General features: G+C 71.1%; 20 protein-coding genes. 4 read left to right on the forward strand and 16 right to left on the reverse strand.

Annotated elements, in window-relative coordinates:
* The first annotated feature begins 75 nt into the window (after positions 1 to 75).
* A complete protein-coding gene (locus ABWV20_RS17285) occupies positions 76 to 2,493 on the forward strand; it encodes a glycoside hydrolase family 31 protein (protein ID WP_353357342.1) in 2,418 nt (805 codons plus the stop codon).
* A 132-nt stretch (positions 2,494 to 2,625) separates the two neighbouring features.
* Here ABWV20_RS17285 and ABWV20_RS17290 read toward each other — a convergent pair whose 3' ends face one another.
* The 11 genes from ABWV20_RS17290 to ABWV20_RS17340 form a co-directional block, all read right to left on the reverse strand.
* Entirely contained in the window at positions 2,626 to 4,281 is a 1,656-nt protein-coding gene (locus ABWV20_RS17290) for an alpha-amylase family protein (RefSeq protein WP_353357344.1), read from the reverse strand.
* A 9-nt stretch (positions 4,282 to 4,290) separates the two neighbouring features.
* Positions 4,291 to 5,703, reverse strand: coding sequence for an FAD-dependent oxidoreductase (locus ABWV20_RS17295; RefSeq protein ID WP_353357346.1), 1,413 nt, complete (start codon positions 5,701 to 5,703; stop codon positions 4,291 to 4,293).
* 59 nt (positions 5,704 to 5,762) lie between these two features.
* Entirely contained in the window at positions 5,763 to 6,599 is an 837-nt protein-coding gene (locus tag ABWV20_RS17300) for a hypothetical protein (protein WP_353357348.1), read from the reverse strand.
* 1 nt (position 6,600) lies between these two features.
* The gene (locus ABWV20_RS17305) at positions 6,601 to 7,830 is read right to left on the reverse strand and encodes an NRAMP family divalent metal transporter (RefSeq protein ID WP_353357350.1); all 1,230 of its coding nucleotides are present in this window, start codon (positions 7,828 to 7,830) and stop codon (positions 6,601 to 6,603) included.
* Positions 7,827 to 8,264 carry a hypothetical protein gene (locus ABWV20_RS17310; RefSeq protein WP_353357352.1) on the reverse strand — a complete coding sequence of 146 codons (438 nt, stop codon included), beginning with the start codon at positions 8,262 to 8,264 and terminating at the stop codon, positions 7,827 to 7,829. Before ABWV20_RS17310 ends, ABWV20_RS17305 begins: the two co-directional genes overlap by 4 nt.
* Before the next feature lie 107 nt (positions 8,265 to 8,371).
* Positions 8,372 to 8,641, reverse strand: coding sequence for a DUF7218 family protein (locus ABWV20_RS17315; RefSeq protein ID WP_353357354.1), 270 nt, complete (start codon positions 8,639 to 8,641; stop codon positions 8,372 to 8,374).
* A gap of 223 nt (positions 8,642 to 8,864) precedes the next feature.
* On the reverse strand, positions 8,865 to 9,329 hold the full coding sequence (locus ABWV20_RS17320) for a hemerythrin domain-containing protein (RefSeq protein WP_353357356.1): 465 nt from the start codon (positions 9,327 to 9,329) through the stop codon (positions 8,865 to 8,867).
* An 83-nt stretch (positions 9,330 to 9,412) separates the two neighbouring features.
* Positions 9,413 to 9,883 (reverse strand): SRPBCC family protein, encoded by a 471-nt coding sequence (locus tag ABWV20_RS17325; RefSeq protein WP_353357358.1) that lies wholly within the window; start codon positions 9,881 to 9,883, stop codon positions 9,413 to 9,415.
* Positions 9,880 to 11,541: a phytoene desaturase family protein gene (locus ABWV20_RS17330; RefSeq protein ID WP_353357360.1), complete on the reverse strand. Its 1,662-nt coding sequence runs from the start codon at positions 11,539 to 11,541 to the stop codon at positions 9,880 to 9,882. The genes ABWV20_RS17325 and ABWV20_RS17330 overlap by 4 nt, the downstream gene beginning before the upstream one ends.
* A 155-nt stretch (positions 11,542 to 11,696) precedes the next feature.
* Positions 11,697 to 12,032: a hypothetical protein gene (locus ABWV20_RS17335; protein WP_353357362.1), complete on the reverse strand. Its 336-nt coding sequence runs from the start codon at positions 12,030 to 12,032 to the stop codon at positions 11,697 to 11,699.
* 49 nt (positions 12,033 to 12,081) lie between these two features.
* Positions 12,082 to 13,119 (reverse strand): DNA topoisomerase IB, encoded by a 1,038-nt coding sequence (locus ABWV20_RS17340; RefSeq protein ID WP_353357430.1) that lies wholly within the window; start codon positions 13,117 to 13,119, stop codon positions 12,082 to 12,084.
* Between the two features lie 199 nt (positions 13,120 to 13,318).
* On the opposite strand from ABWV20_RS17340, the gene ABWV20_RS17345 reads away from it, so the two are divergent.
* Together ABWV20_RS17345 and ABWV20_RS17350 are read left to right on the forward strand one after the other, a co-directional pair.
* Positions 13,319 to 13,888, forward strand: a complete 570-nt coding sequence (locus tag ABWV20_RS17345; RefSeq protein WP_353357364.1) for a hemerythrin domain-containing protein — start codon at positions 13,319 to 13,321, stop codon at positions 13,886 to 13,888.
* 119 nt (positions 13,889 to 14,007) lie between these two features.
* Positions 14,008 to 17,259, forward strand: a complete 3,252-nt coding sequence (locus tag ABWV20_RS17350) for an ATP-binding protein (protein WP_353357366.1) — start codon at positions 14,008 to 14,010, stop codon at positions 17,257 to 17,259.
* 3 nt (positions 17,260 to 17,262) lie between these two features.
* Here the strand turns inward: ABWV20_RS17350 and ABWV20_RS17355 are convergent, their stop codons facing one another.
* From ABWV20_RS17355 to ABWV20_RS17365, 3 genes are all read right to left on the reverse strand, one after another.
* Entirely contained in the window at positions 17,263 to 17,952 is a 690-nt protein-coding gene (locus ABWV20_RS17355; RefSeq protein ID WP_353357368.1) for a DUF6766 family protein, read from the reverse strand.
* A gap of 81 nt (positions 17,953 to 18,033) precedes the next feature.
* The gene (locus ABWV20_RS17360; RefSeq protein WP_353357370.1) at positions 18,034 to 18,450 is read right to left on the reverse strand and encodes a hypothetical protein; all 417 of its coding nucleotides are present in this window, start codon (positions 18,448 to 18,450) and stop codon (positions 18,034 to 18,036) included.
* A gap of 50 nt (positions 18,451 to 18,500) precedes the next feature.
* Positions 18,501 to 18,722 (reverse strand): hypothetical protein, encoded by a 222-nt coding sequence (locus ABWV20_RS17365; protein WP_353357372.1) that lies wholly within the window; start codon positions 18,720 to 18,722, stop codon positions 18,501 to 18,503.
* A gap of 104 nt (positions 18,723 to 18,826) precedes the next feature.
* Between ABWV20_RS17365 and ABWV20_RS17370 the strand changes: the two genes are divergently transcribed.
* Positions 18,827 to 19,417, forward strand: coding sequence for a DUF2510 domain-containing protein (locus tag ABWV20_RS17370; protein ID WP_353357374.1), 591 nt, complete (start codon positions 18,827 to 18,829; stop codon positions 19,415 to 19,417).
* 17 nt (positions 19,418 to 19,434) lie between these two features.
* Here ABWV20_RS17370 and ABWV20_RS17375 read toward each other — a convergent pair whose 3' ends face one another.
* Positions 19,435 to 20,706 carry an aspartate kinase gene (locus tag ABWV20_RS17375; protein ID WP_353357377.1) on the reverse strand — a complete coding sequence of 424 codons (1,272 nt, stop codon included), beginning with the start codon at positions 20,704 to 20,706 and terminating at the stop codon, positions 19,435 to 19,437.
* Positions 20,703 to 21,452 (reverse strand): helix-turn-helix domain-containing protein, encoded by a 750-nt coding sequence (locus ABWV20_RS17380; RefSeq protein ID WP_353357379.1) that lies wholly within the window; start codon positions 21,450 to 21,452, stop codon positions 20,703 to 20,705. Before ABWV20_RS17380 ends, ABWV20_RS17375 begins: the two co-directional genes overlap by 4 nt.
* Positions 21,453 to 21,671 lie beyond the last annotated feature (219 nt).

The following is a 21,671-nucleotide window of genomic DNA, read 5'->3' on the forward strand; positions in this document are numbered from 1 at the left end:
GCGGCCGCGGTGAGGTTGGGCGAGCAGACGACTCAGGACCCCCACCGGCCCGAACCGGGCCAGAGGAGAACAGGCATGCTGCAGACTGACCACTTCATCCGCTTCGAGCAGGTCACATCGGTCGAGCCGAGCCCACGTGGGCTGGTGGCGACGCTCCACTCCGAGCAGCTGCGCATCGACGTGGTCCGCGACGACGTCGTCCGGCTGAAGATCAGTCGTGGCGGCGTCTTCGAGGAGGAACCCACGCACGCCGTCTGTGTCGACCCTCTGGCTCAACCAGTCGAGCTCGAGGTCGACCAGGACCACGAGCGCGTCCGTCTGGTCACCTCGGCAGTGGTCGTGTCCCTCTGGCTCGACCCCTTCCGGATCGACGTGCATCGCACGGACGGCACCCCTGTCGTCGAGAGCGCCGCCGACGAGGAGGGCCGCTACTGGACCTACGCCACCCTCAACGACACGTTCACCGTCCGTCGCCGATGTGGCGGCGCCGACCGGATCTTCGGCCTCGGCGAGAAGGGCGGCCGGCACGACCGCAAGGGCCGGGACTTCACCCTGTGGAACAACGACGTCCTCAGCGAGGTCGGCTCCCAGGAGTTCACGGCCGGCAAGGCCCCCGGCGACCCTCGGGGGGACCGCACGAGCACCGAGTTCGACCCCTACTACGTCTCGGTGCCGTTCTTCTACCACCAGCTCTACCCCCACGGGCAGATGAGCGCATCCTTCCTCGACAACGGGTACCGCGGCCACTACGAGTTCTCCGCGCCGAACGAGTACCGCATCACGTTCGAGGGCGGGCAGTACACCGAGTACATCTTCGCCGGCCCACACATGCCTGCCATCCTCAGCGCGTACACCGAGCTCACCGGGCGGATGTCCCTACCGCCGATCTGGGCTCTCGGCTACCAACAGTGCAGGTGGCACAAGTACGACCAGGCGGCCGTGGAAGCCCTCGGGCAGCGGCACCGCGACGACGACTTCCCCTGCGACGCGCTCTGGCTCGACATCGACTACATGGACGGTTACCGCGTCTTCACTTGGGACGCCGAGTCCTTCCCCGACGGGCCGGGCATGGTCAAACGCCTCGGCGAGCACGGTTTCCGGGTCATCACCATCATCGACCCCGGGGTGAAGTACGAACCGGGCTACTGGGTGTTCGACCAAGGGTTGGAGCGCGACCTCTTCTGCCGGACCGCGGGAGGCGACATCTACATCGGGCAGGTGTGGCCGGGCAACACCGCGTTCCCCGACTTCGCCACCGAGGAGGCGCGGGCCTGGTGGGGTGAGCTCAACGCGGCCCACGTCCAGTCCGGGCTGGCGGGGATCTGGAACGACATGAACGAGCCGGCGACCGGCGTCATCTCCTCCACCCCGATGCGGTTCGGCCACGGCGAGCACGCCCACGAGCGCTTCCACAACCAGTACGCCCTGCTCATGGCGATGGGAACGACCGAGGGGCTCCTCGATGCCATGCCGGACCGGCGCACGTTCATCCTCTCGCGCGCCGGCTTCGCCGGCATCCAGCGCTACGCCGCGAACTGGATGGGCGACAACCAGTCCCGGTGGGACCACCTCTGGCTGAGCATCACCATGGGGTGCGGCTTCGGCGTCTCCGGGCAGCCGTTCGTCGGCGCCGACATCGGTGGCTTCCAGGGCAACGCGAACGCCGAGCTGTTCCTCCGCTGGATGCAGTACGGCGCCCTGACGCCGTTCTGCCGCAACCACTCGGAGACCGGCTACATCGACCAGTACGCCTGGGCCTTCGGCGAGGTCGTGCACGACCTGGTCCGTGACGCGGTCCGGCTCCGCTACCGCCTCATGCCCTACATCTACGCCGCCTTCGTGCGTGCGTCCGAGACGGGTGAGCCGGTGCAGCGGCCGCTCGTCTTCGACTTCCAGTACGAGTCGGCCGCCGCGGACATCGACGACGAGTACCTTTTCGGCCGGGACCTGCTCGTCGCCCCGGTCGACGAGCCCGGCATGACGGCCCGCCAGGTCTACCTGCCGGCCGGCGGCTGGTACGACTGGTTCAGCGACGAGCCGCACGTCGGACGCCGCTACGTCATCGCCCCCACCCCCATGGACCGGATCCCGGTCTACGCGCGGGCCGGCTCGGTCATCCCGATGTGGCCCGAGGCCCCGCCGTCCACCGACGGCTACCACCCGGAGGTGGTCGACCTGCACCTGTTCGTCCCGCTGGGCGACGGGCGGTACGAGTCCCGGCTGGTCGAGGACGACGGCCTGAGCTTCGCCTCCAGGGACGGCGCGCACCGGACGACGACCTTCACCGTCACCCGCACCGGCGACGAGGTCACCCTCACCGGTGCGGTCACGGGCGACGGCTACCCCGAGTTCCGGCGCACCGCCTTCCGGCTCGTCCTCCACGGCGCCGGTCCGGAGAGCGTCCGGCACGACGGCACCGAGGTCCCGCCTGCGGAGGGCGGGTTCCTGCTCCGCAACGACGGCACCGACTTCCGGGTCGACCTCACCCTCTGACACCTGTCGGCCCGGCCCGAAAGACAGTGCCCGCCTGCCCCGGCCCCCGTGCCTGGCACCTCGCACGGCACGGGCCCGGCGTGGGCGCGGACGAGCCCAGCGGCATACGGCCGACAGGAGACGCGCCGGAGGTCAGCCGGGCGCGGGGCCGTGGGAGCGGCGCAGACGGAGCCACCGGAAGCCGTACGGGCCCACGTCCAGGCGCGTCGGGTCGAGCTCGCCGTCGTAGGGGTGGTCCGAGAACACCTCGACCGGTGGCTGCTCGCCCAGCGGGACGTCGTCGATCTCGAGGTGCTGCGGAGTGTCGCCGAGGTTGTGGACGAACATGACGAGCCCGGTGGGCCCCTCCGCAACGTGGACGAGGACCGATGGCGGCGTGCCGACGATGATGCGGTGCGTCCCTGCGCCGATCTCCTCACACTCCCGCAGGGTGTGGAGCATCCGCTCGAACCACGTCAGCATCGAGTTCGGTTCGAGCCGCTGGTCGGTGACGTTGACCTCCTTGAAACCGTAGGGAGGCACGCCGACGAGGGGCCGGATCAGCCGGTCCTGCGGCGCGGTGGAGAAGCCGCCGTTCTCGGTGCCCGACCACTGCATCGGCGTCCGGATGGCGTCCCGCTCGGGCAGCGCGAGGTCCTCCCCCATCCCGATCTCGTCGCCGTAGCGCAGCACCGGAGTCCCCGGCATGGTGAACTGCAGGCTGTAGGCGAGCCGCAGCCGCGCCTCGTCCCCGCCCAGCATCGGAGCGAGCCGGCGGCGGATGCCGCGCTCGTAGAGCTGGTGCTCCGGCTCCGGGCCGAAGGCGGCGAGCACGTCGGCCCGCTCCTCCTCGGTCAGCTGGGACAGGTCCACCTCGTCATGGTTGCGCAGAAAGGTCGCCCAGGCCGCGTTCCGCGGCAGCGGGGGAAGCCCGGTCAGGGCGTCCTCGATGGCGCCGGCCTCCCTGCGTGCGAGCGCCAGCATGAGTGCCTCGTTGAGCCGGAAGGCGAAGAGCATCTGGACCCGGCTCGCCGCTCCGTCGGCGTCGCCGAAGAACTCGAGCAGCTCGTCGTTCGGCACGTGGGCCTCGGCGAGGAAGACCGCGTCACCGCGCAGCCAGGACAGCCAGTCACGCAGCTCGACGAGGAAGCCGTGGTCCCGCCCGGCGCCGCCCTCGACAGTGGTCTTCTCGATGAGGAACGGCGCCCCGTCGAGCCGGAACCCGCTGACCCCCAGCCGTTCCCAGAAGGTGAGGATCTTCTTCATCTCCGAGCGGACCTGGGGGTTGAGCACGTTGAGGTCGGGCTGGAAGGAGTAGAAGCGGTGGTGGTACCAGGCGCCGGCCGTCTCGTCGAACGTCCAGGTCGCCTCCTGCACCCCGGGGAAGACCATCCCCTGGTCGCGGTTCGGGGGCTCCTCGTCGGACCAGACGTACCAGTCGCGGTACGGCGACTCCGGGTCGGACCGCGCGGCCCGGAACCACGGGTGCTCGTCGCTCGTGTGGTTGAGGACGAGGTCGAGCATGACCCGGATGCCGCGCTCGTCGCACTCGGCCATGAGCTCCGCGAAGTCACCGAGGTTGCCCAGCGCGGGGTCGACGTCGTAGTAGTTCGCGACGTCGTAGCCGCCGTCGCGGAACGGGCTGGGATGGATCGGGTTGAGCCAGAGGATGCTGACGCCGAGGCGGCTCAAGTGGTCGAGCCGGCTGGTGAGGCCTGCGAAGTCGCCGACCCCGTCGCCGTTCGAGTCCTGGAACAGGCGCACGTCGAGGCTGTAGATCACCCCGCTGCGGTACCACCGTGCTGTCATGACCGACGTCTACCCGACGTCGATCGGCTTGACGGCGGGCCCGGCGAGAACGGCTCCGTCTGAGGCGAACCGGGAGCCGTGGCAGTGGCAGTCCCACGTCTCCTCGGCCTCGTTCCAGCGAAGCCGGCAGCCCATGTGTGAGCACCGGGGCGCCTCGCGTCTCAGCTCGCCGGTGACGAGCTCGGCCGCCACCTTGGCGTTGCCGCCGACGAGGGCCGGCACGGACCGCACGCCCTCGATGCGCCCGGCGTCGAAGACCGGCAGCCACGGGCTCTCGTGGCCGGCGACCAGGTTGCTCGTGATCAGGGCGGCGGCAGTGCCGTTGGCGAGCCCCCACTTGCCGAACCCGGTTGCGACGTAGACGTTCTGGTGCAGCGGGGGCCGCCCGATGTAGGGCACGCGGTCCGGGGTGACGTAGTCGTGGGCGCTCCACCGGTGCGTGACCTCGGCGACGTCGAACGTGTCGCGGGCCCACTGCTCGAGCTGGCTGTAGCGTGCCTCCGTGTCGACGTCGGCGCCGACCTCGTGACCGCTGCCGACGACGATGAGCCCCTCCGGGCCGGCGTCCGGCCAGGGCCTCGTGGAGCGGACGGGGTCGTCGACGGAGATCGTCATGGCGCTGGGGGCTTCCGTCCGCAGCCGCATCGCGAGCCCGTAGGAGAGGCTGGGTCTGGTCCGGGCGAAGTACCCGCCGATGAGTCCCATCGGCAGGAGGGTCGCGATGACGACGCTGGTCGCCGAGACCCGTCCTCCGTCGGTGTCCACGACGACGTGTCCGCGCTCCTCGGCCACGCCGGTGACGCGGGTGCTCTCGTGGATGACCCCACCCGCGGCCACGAGCGCGTCGGCGAGCCCGTCGAGGTAGCGACGCGGATGGAGGTGCACCTGGTCGGTGAAGCGCACTCCGGCGGTGATCGGGAAGGGGAGGTCGGAGCTGCTGACGAGGGAGGCCGGCAGGCCCAGCCTCCGCGCGGCCACCGCCTCGTCCTCCATGGCGCGGATCGTGTGGGACTCCTCCGAGGTCGTGTAGACGAGGGCGTCGGCGCGGGTCAGTGAGCAGTCGATGCCGAGCTCCCCCACCAGCTCGGCGACGAGGTCGATCCCGGCCCGGTTGGCGTCGGCGTACTGGCGCGCACGCTCGGTCCCAGCCCAGTCGACGAGGTGGGCGTAGATGAGCGAGTGCTGCGCGGTCACCTTGCCGGTCGTGTAGCCGGTCGTGCCGTCGCCGATGTGGCGAGCCTCGAGGAGGAGGACCCGGTTGCCGTCCCGGGCGGCGAGCAGGGCCGTGGTGAGCCCGGTGATGCCGGCCCCCACGACGACGACGTCTGCTTCGGCCTCTCCCTCGAGCGGCGGCGCCGGCTCGCGCCGCCGGGTGGGGTCGTCGAGCCAGACGCTGCCGTGCGTGCCTTCGTGGGTGCTCATGTCGCTGCCTTTCGAGGTGGTGGGCGTGAGGCCGTATGCCGCTGGGCTCGGTCCCCGGGTCAGGGTGCGTCGGTGTCGTGGTGGGGGTGCCGCCGGTCGGCCCGCGTCGAGACGACGACCCGGCTCGGCTCGTCCCGGATCTCGGTGATGTCCGCGACCGGGACGAGCAGGTCGCGGCGCTGCAACCGGCGGAAGGCCCACTTGAGCAGCGCCGGCCCCTGGTGCGGGTCGGCGTGGTAGCCGAGCTCGGTCCCCAGTGCCGAGCGGGTGACCTGCAGGTGGGTGACCGTCCAGCGCCGTGGGCCCGACCTGCAGTGCACCTCGATGAGGTCGCCGAGGTGGTGGCCATCTTCGTCGAGCACCGGGGCGCCGAGGAGCGCGCTGAGCCATCGGGCCCCGGGCCGGGGTGGCCGGGTGGGTGGGTCGGTCGGGCGGGCGGAGGCCTCCGGTCCGGGTGCCGGGGAAGCCGTGGCATCGGACCCGGAGGCCGCGCCGGCCTCCGTCTCCTGCTCGCCGCCCTTCGCCCCGGGGATGCGTGACACGACGTGACGACGGAGCCACCGCTCGAGGCCGAAGGATGCCTGGAGCGCCTCGGCGACGCGCTCGCCGAGCACGATGGCCGAGCCCAGGTCGGCGACGTGGACGACGGGCACCACGACCGGCTGTGGGTCCGAGCTGCTCGACAGCCGCCGCCACACCGCCCCGACCCAGGCGCCGAGCCGACCGGGCAGCCGCTGGCTCAGCCCTCCCGGCCCGACGGCGAAGCCGGTGACGGCGAGGTCGGTGCCGGGTCCGGTGAGCTCGAGGTCGTCGACCTTGCCCACGATCTCCCGCTCGGGGCCCACGACCTGGTGGTCGAGGACCCGGAGGACGATGTCCAGGTGGTCGGACGTCATGTCACTGCCCTGCCTTCGTCAGGACCATCAGCGGGATGGCTGCGACCGCTGCGACTCCCACGATGAACAGGTAGATGGTCCCCAGGGTGTTGGCCAGCCGCCCGTTCGCGTGCTCCCCCATGTAGGTCCGGTCGTTCGCGACGACGAGGATCGGGAAGTAGGTCAGCGGCAGCGCCACCGCGCTGAACACGATGGAGTACTCGGTGAGGATGATCGGGTCCACCGTCGTCAGCAGCACGCCGACCGCGATGATGGTGCTCACCAGCAGGACCGTGTGGAACCGGGCGGCGCGGAGCGGCTCGACGAACTTGCCCCACTGCCACCCGAAGTACTGGGAGATGCTGTAGCCGACGGAGAGCCCCGTCTCGCAGGCTGCCCCGAACGTCGCGGCGAAGAAGCCGAGGAGGAGGAAGGCCAGGCCCAGCTTGCCGAGCGCGAGGCCGACCGGCAGGCCGAGCTGGCCCAGGGTGTCGACCTCGATGCCTTGGGGGAAGAACGTCACTGCCGCGGAGGCGGCGATGGCGATGGACAGCAGTCCTCCGAGCGGGAAGCCGATGAAGACGTTCGCGCGCATGACGCCGAGGTCCTTCGCCGTCCAGCCCTCCTCGACTCCTCCGCTGGAGAAGAAGAACACCTCGTAGGGGGTCATGGCCGCTCCGAACAGCGCGATCGCGTAGTAGAAGTACACGGCACGGCTCTCCCCCTCCGCCAGCGACGGGCGGCTCGCCGACTCCCAGAGCGCCGACCAGTCCGGCCCGAGCTGCCACAGCGCGACGGCGAAGACGACGAGCGCCAGGCCGGCGAGGCCGAAGGCGTTCTCGAGGACGGAGAACCGCACCCGCCAGAGGACGAGCCAGACGGCCGCCCCGACCACCGGGACCCAGAGGTAGGGGTTGACGCTGGTCGCCAGCTCCAGGGCGAGCGCCACGCCGCCGATCTCGGCGGTGAAGGTGAGCAGTGTGACCGCCATCGAGGCGGCGAGGTTGAGCAGCCCGACGCGGGGGCCGAGCCGTTCCCGGATGAGGTCGAACGTCGCCCGTCCGCTGACGGCGGCGACCCGGCCGCTCATCTCGGCGAAGACGCAGATGCCGACGATGCCGACGATGACCACCCAGGCGAGCGAGAGCCCGAAGCGTGCGCCGACGAGGCCGTTGGCGACGAGGTCCCCGATGTCGACGAAGCCGCCGATCGCCGTGAGGATCCCGAGGGCGATGGCGAAGAACTTCTTCACGACAGGTCCTCGGCGCGCTGCTCCATCCCGTCGGCCACCGTGCGCAGCTCGTCCGCGAGGGAGGCCATGGCTTCGGAGTCCCCCCGACGCACGGCCGTCCGGGCCTCGGCCAGCAGGTCCCCGGCGTCGGCGAGCTGGTCGAGCACCTCGGCGCGGAGGGCGTCGAGGGCTCGGTCCGGAGGATCGACGACACCGAAGCTCGCCTCGATCGGGTCGATGGCGTCCTCGGCCTCCGTGACGACGGTGTTGGCGTAGGCGTGGGTGACGCGCTCCTCCGCCCGCGCGTCGAGGGCCAGGGCCGCGACCCGCGTGGTGGACACGGCGGACTCCAGCGCGGCGAGGGCGTTCTGCTCGAAGGCGCCGGTGTCGACGGCTGGGGCCACGCAGCCGGAGAGCAGGAGGGTGGCTGCAACGGCCCACCCGGGCGACCTCATCGGCGGCCGCTCAGGAGCGTGTGCGCGAGGAACCCGAGGAGACCGAGGAAGACGAGCCAGCCCAGGCCGAGCGCGACGCCCTCGGTCATGACCATTGGCGTTCCCCGTCAGTGGTTCCGCAGGGCCTTGATCAGCTCGCCCTTGTCCATCTTGGACCGGCCCTCGATGCCGATCTCGCGGGCGCGTCTGAGCAGGCGTTCCTTCGTCCAGTCCTCGTAGTCACCCGAGGTTCCGCCCTTGCGGCCGACGGAGCTGCGCGAGGACTTGGCTGCCGCGTTCGCGATACGGGCGGCCTTCTCCTTGCTCGCTCCGTCATCGCGGAGGGACTCGTAGAGCTTCTTGTCCTTGACTGACGGACCCGGATCACGGCGAGGCATGATCGTTCCTTTCTCGGATCTGCTGGTCGGCGACGTGTCATCCCGTACCCACGCAACCGTCCCGGGAACAGCACGAACGCCGGAACGCCCCGACCCGGGGGTCAGGGCGTTCCGTGCTGTCGGCTTCGGCGTTCGGCGACGCCGGCGACGCGGGCGGCGCCAGGTCAGAGGCCCGGTCAGACGTCGGTCAGCGGTCCGGTCAGGCGTCCGGTCAGGCGTCAGGTCAGGCGCCGGGCGAGCCGGCCCGGAGGGACTGGAGCGCCTCCTCCTTGGCTGCGGTGAACTGCTCGCCGAGCTCGCTCAGCTGCTGGTTGGTCGCCGCGTCACCGAAGGCGGGCAGGATCTGCTCCTCCTCCTCCTCGACGTGATGGCGGACCTCGCCGATCAACGCGGCGATGAGCCCGTCCACCCCCGGGGCCTCCGGGTCGGACGCGAGCAGCTGCTCGAGCGTCGCCTCGACGTGCTGGTGCTCCTGGAGCCCGTCGTCGACATCCGACGACTCGTCCGGGGTGATCGACTTGATCGCCGGGTACACCACCTTCTCCTCGGCCTTGGAGTGCGGCACGAGCAGTTCCTGGACCTGACGGAGCAGGTCGGGGATCTGTGCGGGTTCGGCCTTCTCGAGCTTCTTGAACACCGACTCGAGCTTCTGGTGGTCTTCCTTGATGAGGGTGATGACTCCGGACATGCGTGGTTCCCTTCAGTGGTGCGACTCCTGCCGCGATGCGCTGGGCGCGCGGCGACGGGGGGTCGGCATGGAGCGGACTTGTCCTACGACTTCCCTACCCGGTTGTCGCGCCGAGTCTCAGCCAGCTTGCGTTCGGCCAGGAACGCCAGCCGGCGCAGCGCCTCAGCGTTCCGGGCGTCGAGGACCGGGTCGCGGACGAGGCGGGGGATGAGCGTGGCGGGTCCGTTCGTCGCGTCCTCGGTCATGACGACCCGAGTGCCGCCCTCCTCGACCGTGCAGTCGAGGCGGACCCTGCCCTCCCCCGTGGGCCAGGCGCGAACCTTCAGCTCGATGGCATGCGGGCGGTCGAGCTGCAGGACCGAGGTGGTGTCGTCGATGAGGAGCGGCCACAGGCCGACCGAGTGGTGGATCCGGCTGCCCGGCCGGGGCCAGGTGTCGTCGACCTCACGGATGCGCGCAGCACCGACGACCCAGGACGCGAAGCTCCAGCCGTCCGCGAGGATCTCGAAGACGTCGTCAGGAGTGCAGCTCATGAATCGGCTCGTGCGGCTCATGGTCGTCTCTTACCCAAGGAGCCCACTCGAGCCACCGCGGCGGGGAGCAGGCGTCGGCTCGTGACGCGCTCGAACCGGTCGTGGGCCAAGGCGGCGCGGGCCGCGTTCGACCCGCACGCGCCGTGGACGCCGCCTCCGGGATGGGCGGACGCCGACGCGAGGTAGAGACCCTGGATCGGGGTCTCCGGTCGCCCCAGTCCCGGGACCGGGCGCCAGAAGAGCTGCTGGTGGATCGCCGCGGTCCCGCCGTTGAGTGCTCCGCCGACCAGGTTCTCGTCCCGGCGCTCGAGCTCCGCCGGCCCGAGGACCCGGCGGTCGAGCACGCGGTCGCGGAAGCCGGGTGCGAACTCCTCGATCCGGCCTTCCACCTGGTTCGCGGCCTGCTCGGCGCGCTGCTCGTCGACGATCTCCGGGTGCGGCTGGTCCGCCACGGCGACACGTTGCGGGACGTGGACGTAGGCCCAGACGGACTCGCTGCCCACCGGCGCACGGGTGGGGTCGGTCGCGGCCATCTGGCCGAGGATGACCAGCCCCCGCTCGGGGACGCGGCCCGCCGAGAGCTGTGCTCCAGCGATGGCCAGGTCCGCGACGCTGTCAGCGAGGTGGACGGTGCCGGGCGTGAGCTCCGGCGTCGCGGCCCAGGGGATCGGGCCGTTCAGCGCCCAGTCGACCTTGATCGTCCCGGCGTCCCACTCGAACGAGCGCATCCGCCGTCTCAGCCGGTCAGGCAGGTCGGACCACGGGACGAGGCCCCCGAAGAGCGCGGGCGCGCTGACGTCGGCCAGCACGGCGCGACCGGCAGCGATCGACTCGCCACTGTCCAGCGTCACGCCGACCGCCCGACCGGAGCGGACGACGACCGCCCGGACGTGGGCGTCGGTGCGGACCTCGCCGCCGACCGACTCCAAGCGGGCGACCAGGGCAGCGGTGAGTCGCCCGGCACCGCCGCGGGGGACGGGAAAGCCGTGGGTCTGCCCGAGCATCGCGAGGAGCAGCCCCATCAGGCCGGAGCCGGGGGCATCCATGGCGATGTCGGCGTGAGCGGCGTTCCCGGCGAGCAGCAGCTTGGGCGCGTCACCGCCGAACCACTCGTCACCGAGCCGGCGCACGGGGAGCAACAGGTCGCGCACGAAGGCGAGTCCGCCGACTCGGGGCGCCAGGGCAGCGAGCCGCGCGCCAGCCCGGACCGGCGGGAACGGGCTGAGGAGTGCCGTGATGAGGTCATCGCCGACCCGGTCCCACAGGGCGCAGGCGCGCAGCCAGGCGTCCCCGTCACCCGGATGCAGCCGGTCGAGCGAGGCCGCCGTGTCCTCACGTCGGGGGTGGACCACGGCCCAGCGGCCACCGGGGAGCGGATGCCCCAGGGATGCCGGCGCCCGTATCCACTCGAGGCCGAAGCGCTCGAGACCCAGCCCCTGGATCGTCGGCGATGCCGCGGCGAGGGGATAGAACGAGCTGAACGTGTCGTGGACCCAGCCGGCCCGCACGTCCTCGTCGCTGCGGACCGCACCGCCCGGGGCGGACTGCGCCTCGAGCACGAGCACTCGCCACCCGGCGTCAGCGAGGAGGTTCGCCGCGACGAGGCCGTTGGGTCCCGCACCGATGACCACGGCGTCGTGGGGGTTCGAGTCCGGGCGCACGGCTTCCTGGGAGTCCACGAACGCCCTCTACCCACCCGTGGGGTAGGTGCCCGGACATCGGAGAGGGGATGACGGCCAGGTGGCCCCCCGTGGGACCCGCACCTGACGGGCTCGGCCCGGTGCGGCGCCACCGGGCGCGTGCCCCACCTCCGATGACCGGGCCGGCCCGGTCCTCAGCCGGGCCCGTCCCGCACCGACCCCGGGTCGGACGGGTCCGGCACCGGCTCGGGCCCCGGGTTGGGCGGCGCCGGGTTGGGCGGCGTCGGGTGGGGTGGCGTCGGATAGGGCTCGGGGAAGGGCGGGGGCCCGGGGGTCGGGTCCGGCCCGGGGAACGGGCCGGGCGACGGGGGTCCGGGTGTCGGCGGGCCCGGCGGGTGCGGGCCCGGGCCCGGGCCCGGCTCCGGAGGCGGCATGGGCCGCTCCGGTGGCTCGGGGATCGTGTCCAGGCGCGGCATGCGCGTCCCTGTCTCGAGCAGCTGCATCGAGTGCGCGGTGGGGTGCGTGCTCATGGGCGGCGCCTACCCTCGGCGAGCGGCGCCTAACCTCGCGCTCCCCACCTCAGGAGAGGAGCCGCACGAGCGCACGCTCCAGCGCGGCTCGGCCGGTGACCTCGGCGAGGTCACCACGACGCAACCGCCTGAGATCTGCCGCGGACGCCCGAGCGAGGGCCCGAGCGATCGTGCGCCCAGCGGCATACTCATCGACCACGCGGCTGTCGACGTAGGAGCGACGCGCGACCGCAGGCGTGTTCCCCAGGTGCTCCGAGACCGTCGTCATGACCTCGCGCTCGATCTTCTTGCGCTCGCGCTCCGACGTCGGCGGCTCCCCATCGGCGCGGTCGGCGAAGGCTGCCGCCGCGAGCAGCGTCGCCGCCCAGGTGCGCAGGTCCTTGACGGTGTACTCGTCACCGACGAGCTCCTTGAAGTCCTTGTTGATCTCCGTGGACGTCAGCTCGCACCACTGGCCACCATCGGTCCGGTACTGGAGCAGCCGGTCGCTCGGACCGCGGCTCCGCTTGAGCGACGCCACGGCCTTGGCGAGCGAGGCGTCGCGCACCTCGGCCTCGCGCTCGACACCGGACTTGGCGGGGAAGCAGAACGACACCACGTCGCCCTGGACCCGCACGTGGTCCTTGAGCAGGGTGGCGACGCCGTGGCTGCCGTTCTCGTTCTCGTACTCCTCCCCTCCCGTCCGGAAGAGTCCCGCATCGAGGAGGCGCAGGGCCACCGCCCCCACGCGCTCGCGCCCCAGGCCGGATCGACGCAGCCGCCGACCGACCTCAGCACGGGCCTCGGGGAGGCGTCGGGCCAGCGTGACGACCCGCTCGTGCTTGGTGCGGTCTCGGGACGCGTGCCACGCCGGGTGGTAGAGGTACTGCCGGCGACCGGCGGCATCGGTGCCCACGGCCTGGATGTGGCCGTTCGGCCACGGGCACACCCAGACGTCCTCCCACGCCGGGGGGATGACCAGGGCCTTGACCCGCTCCCTGGTCTCCGCGTCCGCCGGACGGCCCTCGGCGTCGACGACGGCGAAACCCTTGCCCCGGCGCACCCGCCGCAGACCCGGCTTGGCCGGATCACTCCTTCTCAGACGCATGGTCACCACCTCCACCCTCGACGTCCCCAAGATGACGTCCCCAAGATGACGTCCCCGAGATGACGTCCCCGACATCCCGTGGCCACCCCGCCCGGGCGTCGGACCGCGGCCGTCCGTCGTGAGAGAGGTGCAAGGGCACGGTTACCCACTCCGGGGCTGGGTACCTGCCTGCTGAGCTCACACAAACCGCAAGGAACCCATGTCGCCCCCGCAGAGCCTGCTTCGCGTGCTGCAGCGCCAGCACGCACACATCGCCTCGCTCACGTCCCGGGTCATGGAGTCCGTCGGGCGGGAGCGGCAGGGGGCGGTGACGGACCTGCTCCAGTACGTTGCCCTGCACGAGTCCGCGGAGCAGACGTTCATGCACCCCGTCGCGATCAGGTCCGTCGGCGACATGTCAGCGGTGCAGGGCCGCGTCGCCGAGGAGCGCGAGATCGAGGCCGTCATCACCCATCTGGAGGGGCTCAACCCGGACTCGGTGGACTTCATGATCTACTTCGGCCTCCTCGAGGAGGCCCTGAGCGGGCACACCCGCGCCGAGGAGGAAGTGGAGGCGCCGGTTCTCGGAGCCGTGGTCCCCGACCAGGAGATCGAGCACATGGCCCGCGGCCTCGAGCTCGTCGACGTGTGGATGGACCCGGCGACCCGCTCCATCGACGGATCGATGGCTCGCCTGCCGTTGCTGCCGGGGCCCGCAGGACAGGTCGGTTTCGGCGAGCTGCAGCGCCGAAGTCTCGAGGCGTTCGACGCGGTCTTCCGGCTTCGCTGACTCGATCCGGGTGAGAGACTGGGCTTGCCACGGGCCTGCGTCCGTGTCAGTGTTCGCAAGAGGGCGAACCCAGTGGAGCACACACGCTGATACGTCGCCGACAGCGAAGGCAAACACACATGACCGCACCACCCCGTTCGCCGGGACGGGAGCTCAGCCCAGAGCACCCGGGAGAGCTCGGCGCGCGGTTTGCCGCCATCGACTGGTCGCTCACTCCGCTCGGCCCGATCGCCGGTTGGCCAGAGGCGTTGCGCAGCGCCGTCAGCATCTGCCTCACGTCGCGGTTCCCCATGCTGGTCTGGTGGGGCCACGAGTACGTCATGATCTACAACGACGGCTACCGGCCCATGCTCGGGACGCTGAAGCACCCTGCCGCCCTTGGTCGCCCGGGCAAGGAGGTGTGGCCCGAGATCTGGGACACCATCGGCCCGATGCTCGACAGCGTCATGGACACCGGGGTGGCCACGTGGTCGCGGGACCAGAAGCTCATCGCCGAGCGCAACGGCTATCCCGAGGAGTGCTACTTCACCTTCTCCTACAGCCCGATCACCACCGCGGGTGGCGAGGTCGGCGGCATCTTCACCGCGGTCACCGAGACCACCGACCACGTGCTCAGCGAACGACGGATGGGCACGCTGGGTGTGCTCGCCCGGCGCCTCGGTGAGGCGACCGATGCAGAGCACGTCCGGCGGCTCGCCGCGGCCGTGCTCCTGTCCAACCCGCAGGACCACCCTCTCGTCGCGATGGCCGACGCGAGCATGTTGCCCGACGACCCTCGCGACCTCGACGTCCCCGAGGAGCTGCGCGCCGACGTGCTCGCGGCAGCGACCCAGGCGGCGACGATGCGCCGCCAGGTCCACCACGACCTGCCGGTGCCGGTCCCGCTCGAGCGCGGCCTGTCCGTGGCTGGGCTGCACGCCATGCCGATCACGCTGCCGGGCGACGAGGAGATGTCGGAGGTCCTCGTCATCGGCCGGTCCTCGCAACGCCGCTGGGACCCGGCGATCGCCACCTATGTCGCCCTCTGCGTCACTCACCTCGGGACGGCCCTGAGCGCCATCCGCGTGCTCGACACGGAGCGGCAGCGGGCCGAGACCCTCGAGGCCCTCGACAGCGCGAAGAGCGCCTTCTTCACCAACGTCAGCCACGAGCTGCGCACGCCGCTCACGTTGATCGGCGGTCCGGTCACCGAGGCCCTCGCCGACCACCGGCTCACGCCCGACCAGCGCGAGCGGCTCGAGCTCGTCGACCGCAACACCGTGCGGCTGGCCCGCATGGTCGACGCGATGCTCGACTTCGGCCGGATGGCCGCCAACAAGGTCCAGCCCCGTCTCGAGCCCCTCGACGTGCCCCTCCAGACCCGGACCATGGCGGAGTCCTTCGCCCGGGCGTTCGACCGGGCCGGGCTCGACTTCACCATCGACTGCGACGCGACGGAGCAGCTCGCCTACCTCGACCGCGACATGTACGAGCGGGTCGTCCTCAACCTGCTGAGCAACGCCCTGAAGTACACCCCGACGGGGACCGTCGCGCTCCGGCTGGAGTGTGCTTCGGAGGGCTTCGCCGTCTCCGTCGCCGACACCGGCATCGGGATCCGCAGGCGCGACCTGGCGCGGGTCTTCGAGCGGTTCGAGCAGCTGCCCAAGCGCGGCAAGGCCCGGTTCCACGGTGGGGCGGGGATCGGCCTGGCCATGGTGAAGCAGCTGACCGAGCTCATGGGTGGCACCGTCGAGGTCGAGTCGTCCCTCGGTCGCGGGTCGACCTTCACCGTCCGGCTCCCCTGGGGCAGCCCTCCTCAGGAGCCGGTCGAGGACCGGTCGATCACCCCGCGCAACGTCGACGCCTTCCTCGCCGAGACCGAGGAATGGTCCCAGCCGTATGCCGCTGGGTCGGCTTCCGACACCACCGGACCGGACGCTGCGGCTGAGGCCGCCCCCGGCTCAGAGCACGCTGAGCCCGCCCCGCCCGGCGGTCGTCCCCGGCTGCTCGTCGCCGAGGACAACCCCGACATGCGCACCTACCTGCGCGGGGCCCTCCAGGCGGACTACGACCTCGAGATCGTCCCCGACGGCACCGCGGCCCTCAAGCAGGCCGTGGCCTCGCGCCCGGACATCGTCCTCGCCGACGCCATGATGCCCGGCCTCGACGGCTTCGCCCTGACCCGGGCGATCCGCCGCAACTCCGCGCTGCGGGACGTGCCGATCCTGATCCTCTCGGCCCGCGCCGCTGAGAGCGACACGGCCGAGGGCCTCACCTCGGGCGCGGACGACTACGTCTCCAAGCCCTTCTCGGTCGCCGAGCTCAAGGCCCGGCTGGCGAGCAACCTCGAGCGTTCCCGCGCCCGCCTGCGCGACGCCGCCTGGCGCCGGGCGGTCATGGAGTCCTTCCAGGACGCGCTGCTCATCACTGACGCCGAGGGCAACGTCGTCGAAGTGAATGACGCGTTCACGCAGCTCCTCGGCTACTCCTCCGTCGACGGCCCGTTCGCCGTGCCCCACCCGTGGTGGCCGGCCGAGGAGCCGGACGGCCCGACGGACGGCCAGCTGACTGATCGCGAGCACGTCGAGCAGACCCTCCTGCGCGCGCTGCGCCGATCGACGATCACCGGTCTGGAGTGCCGCCTCGTCACGAAGGACGGGCGCGACGTCTGGGTCCGGCTCAGCACGCGTGAGGTGGAGAGCATCGGCGACCAGCCCAACTACGTCGTGATGACCCTGCAGGACGTGACCCGCGAGCACGCCGCTCGGCAGCGTCGGCAGGCGGCGGCCACGCTCTCCGCAGAGTTCGGTGGCGCTGACGACCTCGAGCAGGTGCTCGAGGCCGCCGTGACCGGCTTCGCGGAGCTGTTCGACGGCGACTCCACCGTCCGAGCCCTCGCCGGGCCGGAGGAGCACGTCTTCACGGCTGCCGGTCCCGTGCATCGGGCCGACCTGGACGACACCCTGTGGGACCTGCTGACGGCCGCTGAACCCGAGGTGCCCGCGCCGAACGAACGCGTGGCCGGGCTGCTCATCAGCCCGCAGAACCACCCGTCCTCGGAGTGTCGGGTCTGGGTGCAGTTCCGCCGGCCGCGGCTCGTGGCCACCGATGAGCGGATCGTCGGCGACCTGCTCGGTCAGGCGTTCGCGCTCGCCGTCGACCGCGTCGTCGCCGCGACGGCCTTCGCGGACCGGGAGTCGCACCTGTCCCGGGCGATCGAGAGCCACCGGATGATCGGCCAGGCCATCGGCATCCTCATCGAACGGCACCGCGTCACGCCCGCCCAGGCCTTCACCATGCTCAAGACGGCCTCCCAGGAGCGCAACATCAAGCTGCGCGAGATCGCGTCACGCGTCATCGAGACCGGGGCCGAGCCCAACGAGGCGGACTGAGCGTCAGTCGTCCGCGGACGTCTCGTCGTGCGGCATGCCGACGGGCTTCGACTCCGGAGAGCCACGCTCCCGCAGGTAGATCGAGAAGATCGCCATGCTGGCGATGGCCAGCATCTCGGACTGCCAGTTCTGGAAGGTCCTGCCCCAGAAGTCCGGCGACGCGATGTACTGCCCGAGGGTCAACGGCTCGAGCAGGTCGCGCATCCGGTCCTCGTTGTTGGCGACCCGGCCGGCGACCGCCTGGGCCGTCCACGCGAGGACGAAGATCGTCGTCATCGTGAAAATCAGCGAGTGGGAGTAGACCGTCGTGCGCCAACCGCCGGCGCGGGCCCACGGGGGCGAGTCCTCCCGGGCATACCGACCCACCAGCTGCTTCTTGTCCGTCTCACGACCCTCGTCGCCCGGCTTCTTCGACTCCGACGACCCGCGCTGGACGAGCCAGATGGTGAGGAAGATGAAGACGGCGAACTGGAGGTACTCCGACTGCCAGTTCTCCGCCGTGTCCACGGCGAAGCGCGACGACGTGACGTAGCGCCAGACCGAGATCTCCTGCAGGCTCGAGATCCGCGCCTGCTCGTTGTACTCCGCAACGCCCGAGAGTGCCTGTCCCGCAAGGCTGAAGAGAAGCAGGACGAGGAAGGCCAGGGACAGCGCGTTGTCCTTGAGGAACGCCCTTCGTGGCTGCCCGGTCATCGCTGCAACAGCCCCATCGCGATCTGGAAGCACAGGCCTGATGCGATGAACGCGACGAGGGCCCAGAACATCGCGCGCATGTCAGTCCCCTTCCAGCGCGCAGTCGTAAGGCGTCGACGTGTCCTCCGACGCGCGAGTGCACCCAGCGGCAAGGACCTTCCAGCCGTCCTCGAACAGCGACAGGAAGACCGTCTGACCTCCGGTGGCGACCTTGGCCGTGTGCCCCGCGATCTCGGGCTCCACGTCCGGTCCGTCCGTCGCGGCCGAGGCGAGCTGGGAGCGCAGCCCCTCCGCGCAGCTACCCTTTGCTTCCTCGGTGACCTTCTCCCGGGTCCTGGGAGCGAGGAGCTCGCACGCTGCCGCCGGGTCGTCCGCAGCGAGGCGGACGAAGCGTGAGGCGGCCGACGCTGCCGAGGCCGCCTCGGGCGAACCGCAGCCTCCCAGCGCGAACGCCACCGGCGCGGCCAGCACGAGCGCGCTCAGCGAGCCCAGCGGCATACGGGACCGCTTGCCCGACAGGAGACCACACCCTGGGAGCGAATGACTGTTCACGCGGAGGGCTCGCCCGCCGGCGGCTCCGATCCGGCGTGCACCTCGTCCGCCGGTTCGTCCGCCGGTTCGTCCGCCGACTCGTCCTGGCCCTCGGCACCCGACCCGATGACGAGGTCCGGAACGACGATCTCTTCCTGACCGGGCGGCGGCGGGGGGTCCGGGGTCACCGGCGGGAAGACACGACCGTCTGGCAGCAGCTTCGGTTGATCGGCAGTCATGCCCTTCTCCTACCCAGCCGCCGCTGGCGGTCACCGGGTGACGGTGGCACCTTAGGCTCAGGTGAGCCCGCCCGCCCCGTGCCTTCCGCCACGAGGAGACGTTCATGACGGAACAGTCACACCCACCCGCCGGGTGGTATCCCGTCGGCGACAGCGAGCGGTTCTGGGACGGACGGGCCTGGACCGGCCGGGTCCGGGCGCCCGCACCTGCCTCCGGCGAGTCACCGCCGCCGACCGACGTGCACGGTTTCCGGCATGAGCCGCAGCACGGCGGCGCGACTCACGCACACCCGCAACCGTTCCGCGACCAGCAGCCCGCGCCCGACTCGCGCATCCCCTCCTGGCCCGCCCCGCAGCCGCACACGATCCAACCCCCACCGTGGGGCCGCCCGATCGCTCCCGGCGCCTGGGTGCCGCGGTCGGGCTTCGCGGCCCACGGTCTCGTGGCCCCGAAGAACCCGGCCCTGTCGCTCGTCGCCTCGTTCCTCGTGCCCGGCCTCGGATCGATGCTGAACGGCGATGTCGCGCGCGGCCTCAGGATCCTCGTCGGCTACGCGGTCAGCTGGCTGCTGATCATCGTCTTCGTGGGGATCTTCGGTGTCCTGGGGTTCTGGATCTGGGGCATGGTCGACGCCTACCAGGGGGCCCACGCGTGGAACGCCCGGCACGGCTTCAGCACAAGGCTGCCGACCTGAGGCGACAGCCGGCCCCGTCAGCGGCCGGTGCCGCCGTAGACGATCGCGTCCTCGGTCGAGTCCAGACCGAAGGCGGTGTGTACCGCACGGACTGCGTCGTCGAGCTGGTCCGCTCGCGTCACGGCCGAGACCCGGATCTCGGAGGTCGAGATCATCTCGATGTTGATGCCGGCCTCGGCGAGGGCGCCGAAGAACTTCGCGGAGACCCCCGGATGGGACTTCATCCCCGCGCCGACGAGGGCGATCTTGCCGATGGCGTCGTCGAAGCGCAGGTCTCCGTACTCGACATCGTTCTTGATGCCCTGAAGCACCGCCACTGCCTTGGGTCCGTCTCCCTTCGGAAGGGTGAAGGAGATGTCCGTCTTCGCCGTCTCGGCAGCAGAGACGTTCTGGACGATCATGTCGATGTTGATGCCGGCCTCCGCGACCGCGCCGAAGATCTTTGCCGCGATGCCGACCCGGTCCGGCACGCCGACGATGGTGATCTTGCCCTCGCTGCGGTCGTGGGCGATGCCGGCGATGATCGGAGCTTCCACAGCGCCTTCTCCTTCGTAGGGGTTGTCCTTGATCCACGTGCCCGGTCGCTGCGACCAGGACGAGCGGACGTGGATCGGAATACCGTAACGCCGCGCGTACTCGACGCAGCGCAGGTGCAGGATCTTGGAGCCGTTGGCGGCCAGGTCGAGCATCTCCTCCATGGAGATGACATCGAGCTTCCGGGCGCTCGGCAGGATGCGCGGATCGGCGGTGAACACGCCGTCGACGTCGGTGTAGATCTCGCACACATCGGCGGCGAGGGCGGCAGCCAGCGCGACCGCGGTCGTGTCCGAGCCGCCGCGCCCCAGCGTGGTGATGTCCTTGGTGGTCTGGCTCACCCCCTGGAACCCGGCGACGATCGCGATGTGGCCGGCATCGAGCGCGCTCTGGATGCGACCGGGCGTGACGTCGATGATCCTCGCTGCCCCGTGCGCATCATCGGTGATGACCCCGGCCTGGCTGCCCGTGAAGGAGCGGGCCTCCTCGCCGAGCTGGGCGATCGCCATGGCGACGAGGGCCATCGAGATGCGTTCACCCGAGGTGAGGAGCATGTCGAGCTCGCGGGCCGGCGGTGCTGCCGAGACCTGCTCCGCGAGGTCGAGGAGCTCGTCGGTCGTGTCACCCATGGCGGAGACGACGACACAGACCCGGTGGCCCTGCCTCTTGGTCTCGACGATGCGGCGAGCGACCCGCTTGATCGACTCGGCGTCGGCGACGGAGGAGCCGCCATACTTCTGGACGACGATGCTCACTGTTGCTCCCGGGGTCCTGGAGTGCGGACTTCGCAGTCTAGGGCGCGGCTCGGAGGTCCCACGAGGGAGTCGGAATCCTGAGACACGTGCAGCCGACCGAGCGTGGCCATCGCACCGGAGAGAGGCTCGCACTGGCAGAGGCACTCGGGCGCGCACGCTGTGCCGAGCCAACACTCCGTCTCGCACTCGCAGTCCAGATGAGCCGACGCGTCCTCCGAGCCCGGTGCGGGTGGCCGCGGACCGTAGAGCTGGCGCCTCCGGCGCGCCTCGAGCTCGGTCCGCGTCGGATGGTCCGGGAGGTCGGTGGCTCCATCACGGACCCGGTCACGTTCCTCCCGCATCCGATACCACGCCTTCACGGGCTCGCGACCCTTCTCGGGACAGACCGACCGATACCAGGGCCGCCGGTCGGGCGGGTCGGCGTCGAGGTGAGCCGGCAGGCGCCTTCCCCCGTTGTCGCGCACCGTGTCGGGGGACACCGGGGCGACCACCTGGCCAGCTGAGTCGACAACGGCCAGGCGCAGCCCACCAGCGGCGAGGATGCGGCGGAAGAGCGAGAGCGCTGGATCACGGGCCCCGGCCTCGAGGGCGGCGACGGTCGACTGCGAGACCCCCACGGCGGCGGCCAGCTCCCGTTGGCTCAGGTCACCGTGCCGTCGAGCGCGCAGTATCAGGCCCCCGACGTCCATGGCCTGGCTGGACTCTGCGCCCTCGAAGGATCGGCGAAACGCATTGGCAGATGGCATGGTTCACCCTTCTCTGCCCCGCAGAAACCATGCCACGCCCCACCGACACCGCCCCGGCCCTGCCCCCTGTTTGCGCCGCACCCGGACCCGAGGCCCTGCTCACACACCGACCCGCCGGACGGGTCACACACCGACCCGAGGCCCTGTTCACACACTGACCCGAGGCCCTGCTCACACACTGACCCGCCGGACGGGTCAGTGCGTGAGTCGCGGCGCGGC

Source organism: Intrasporangium sp. DVR, assembly GCF_040365325.1.
GTDB lineage: Bacteria > Actinomycetota > Actinomycetes > Actinomycetales > Dermatophilaceae > Intrasporangium.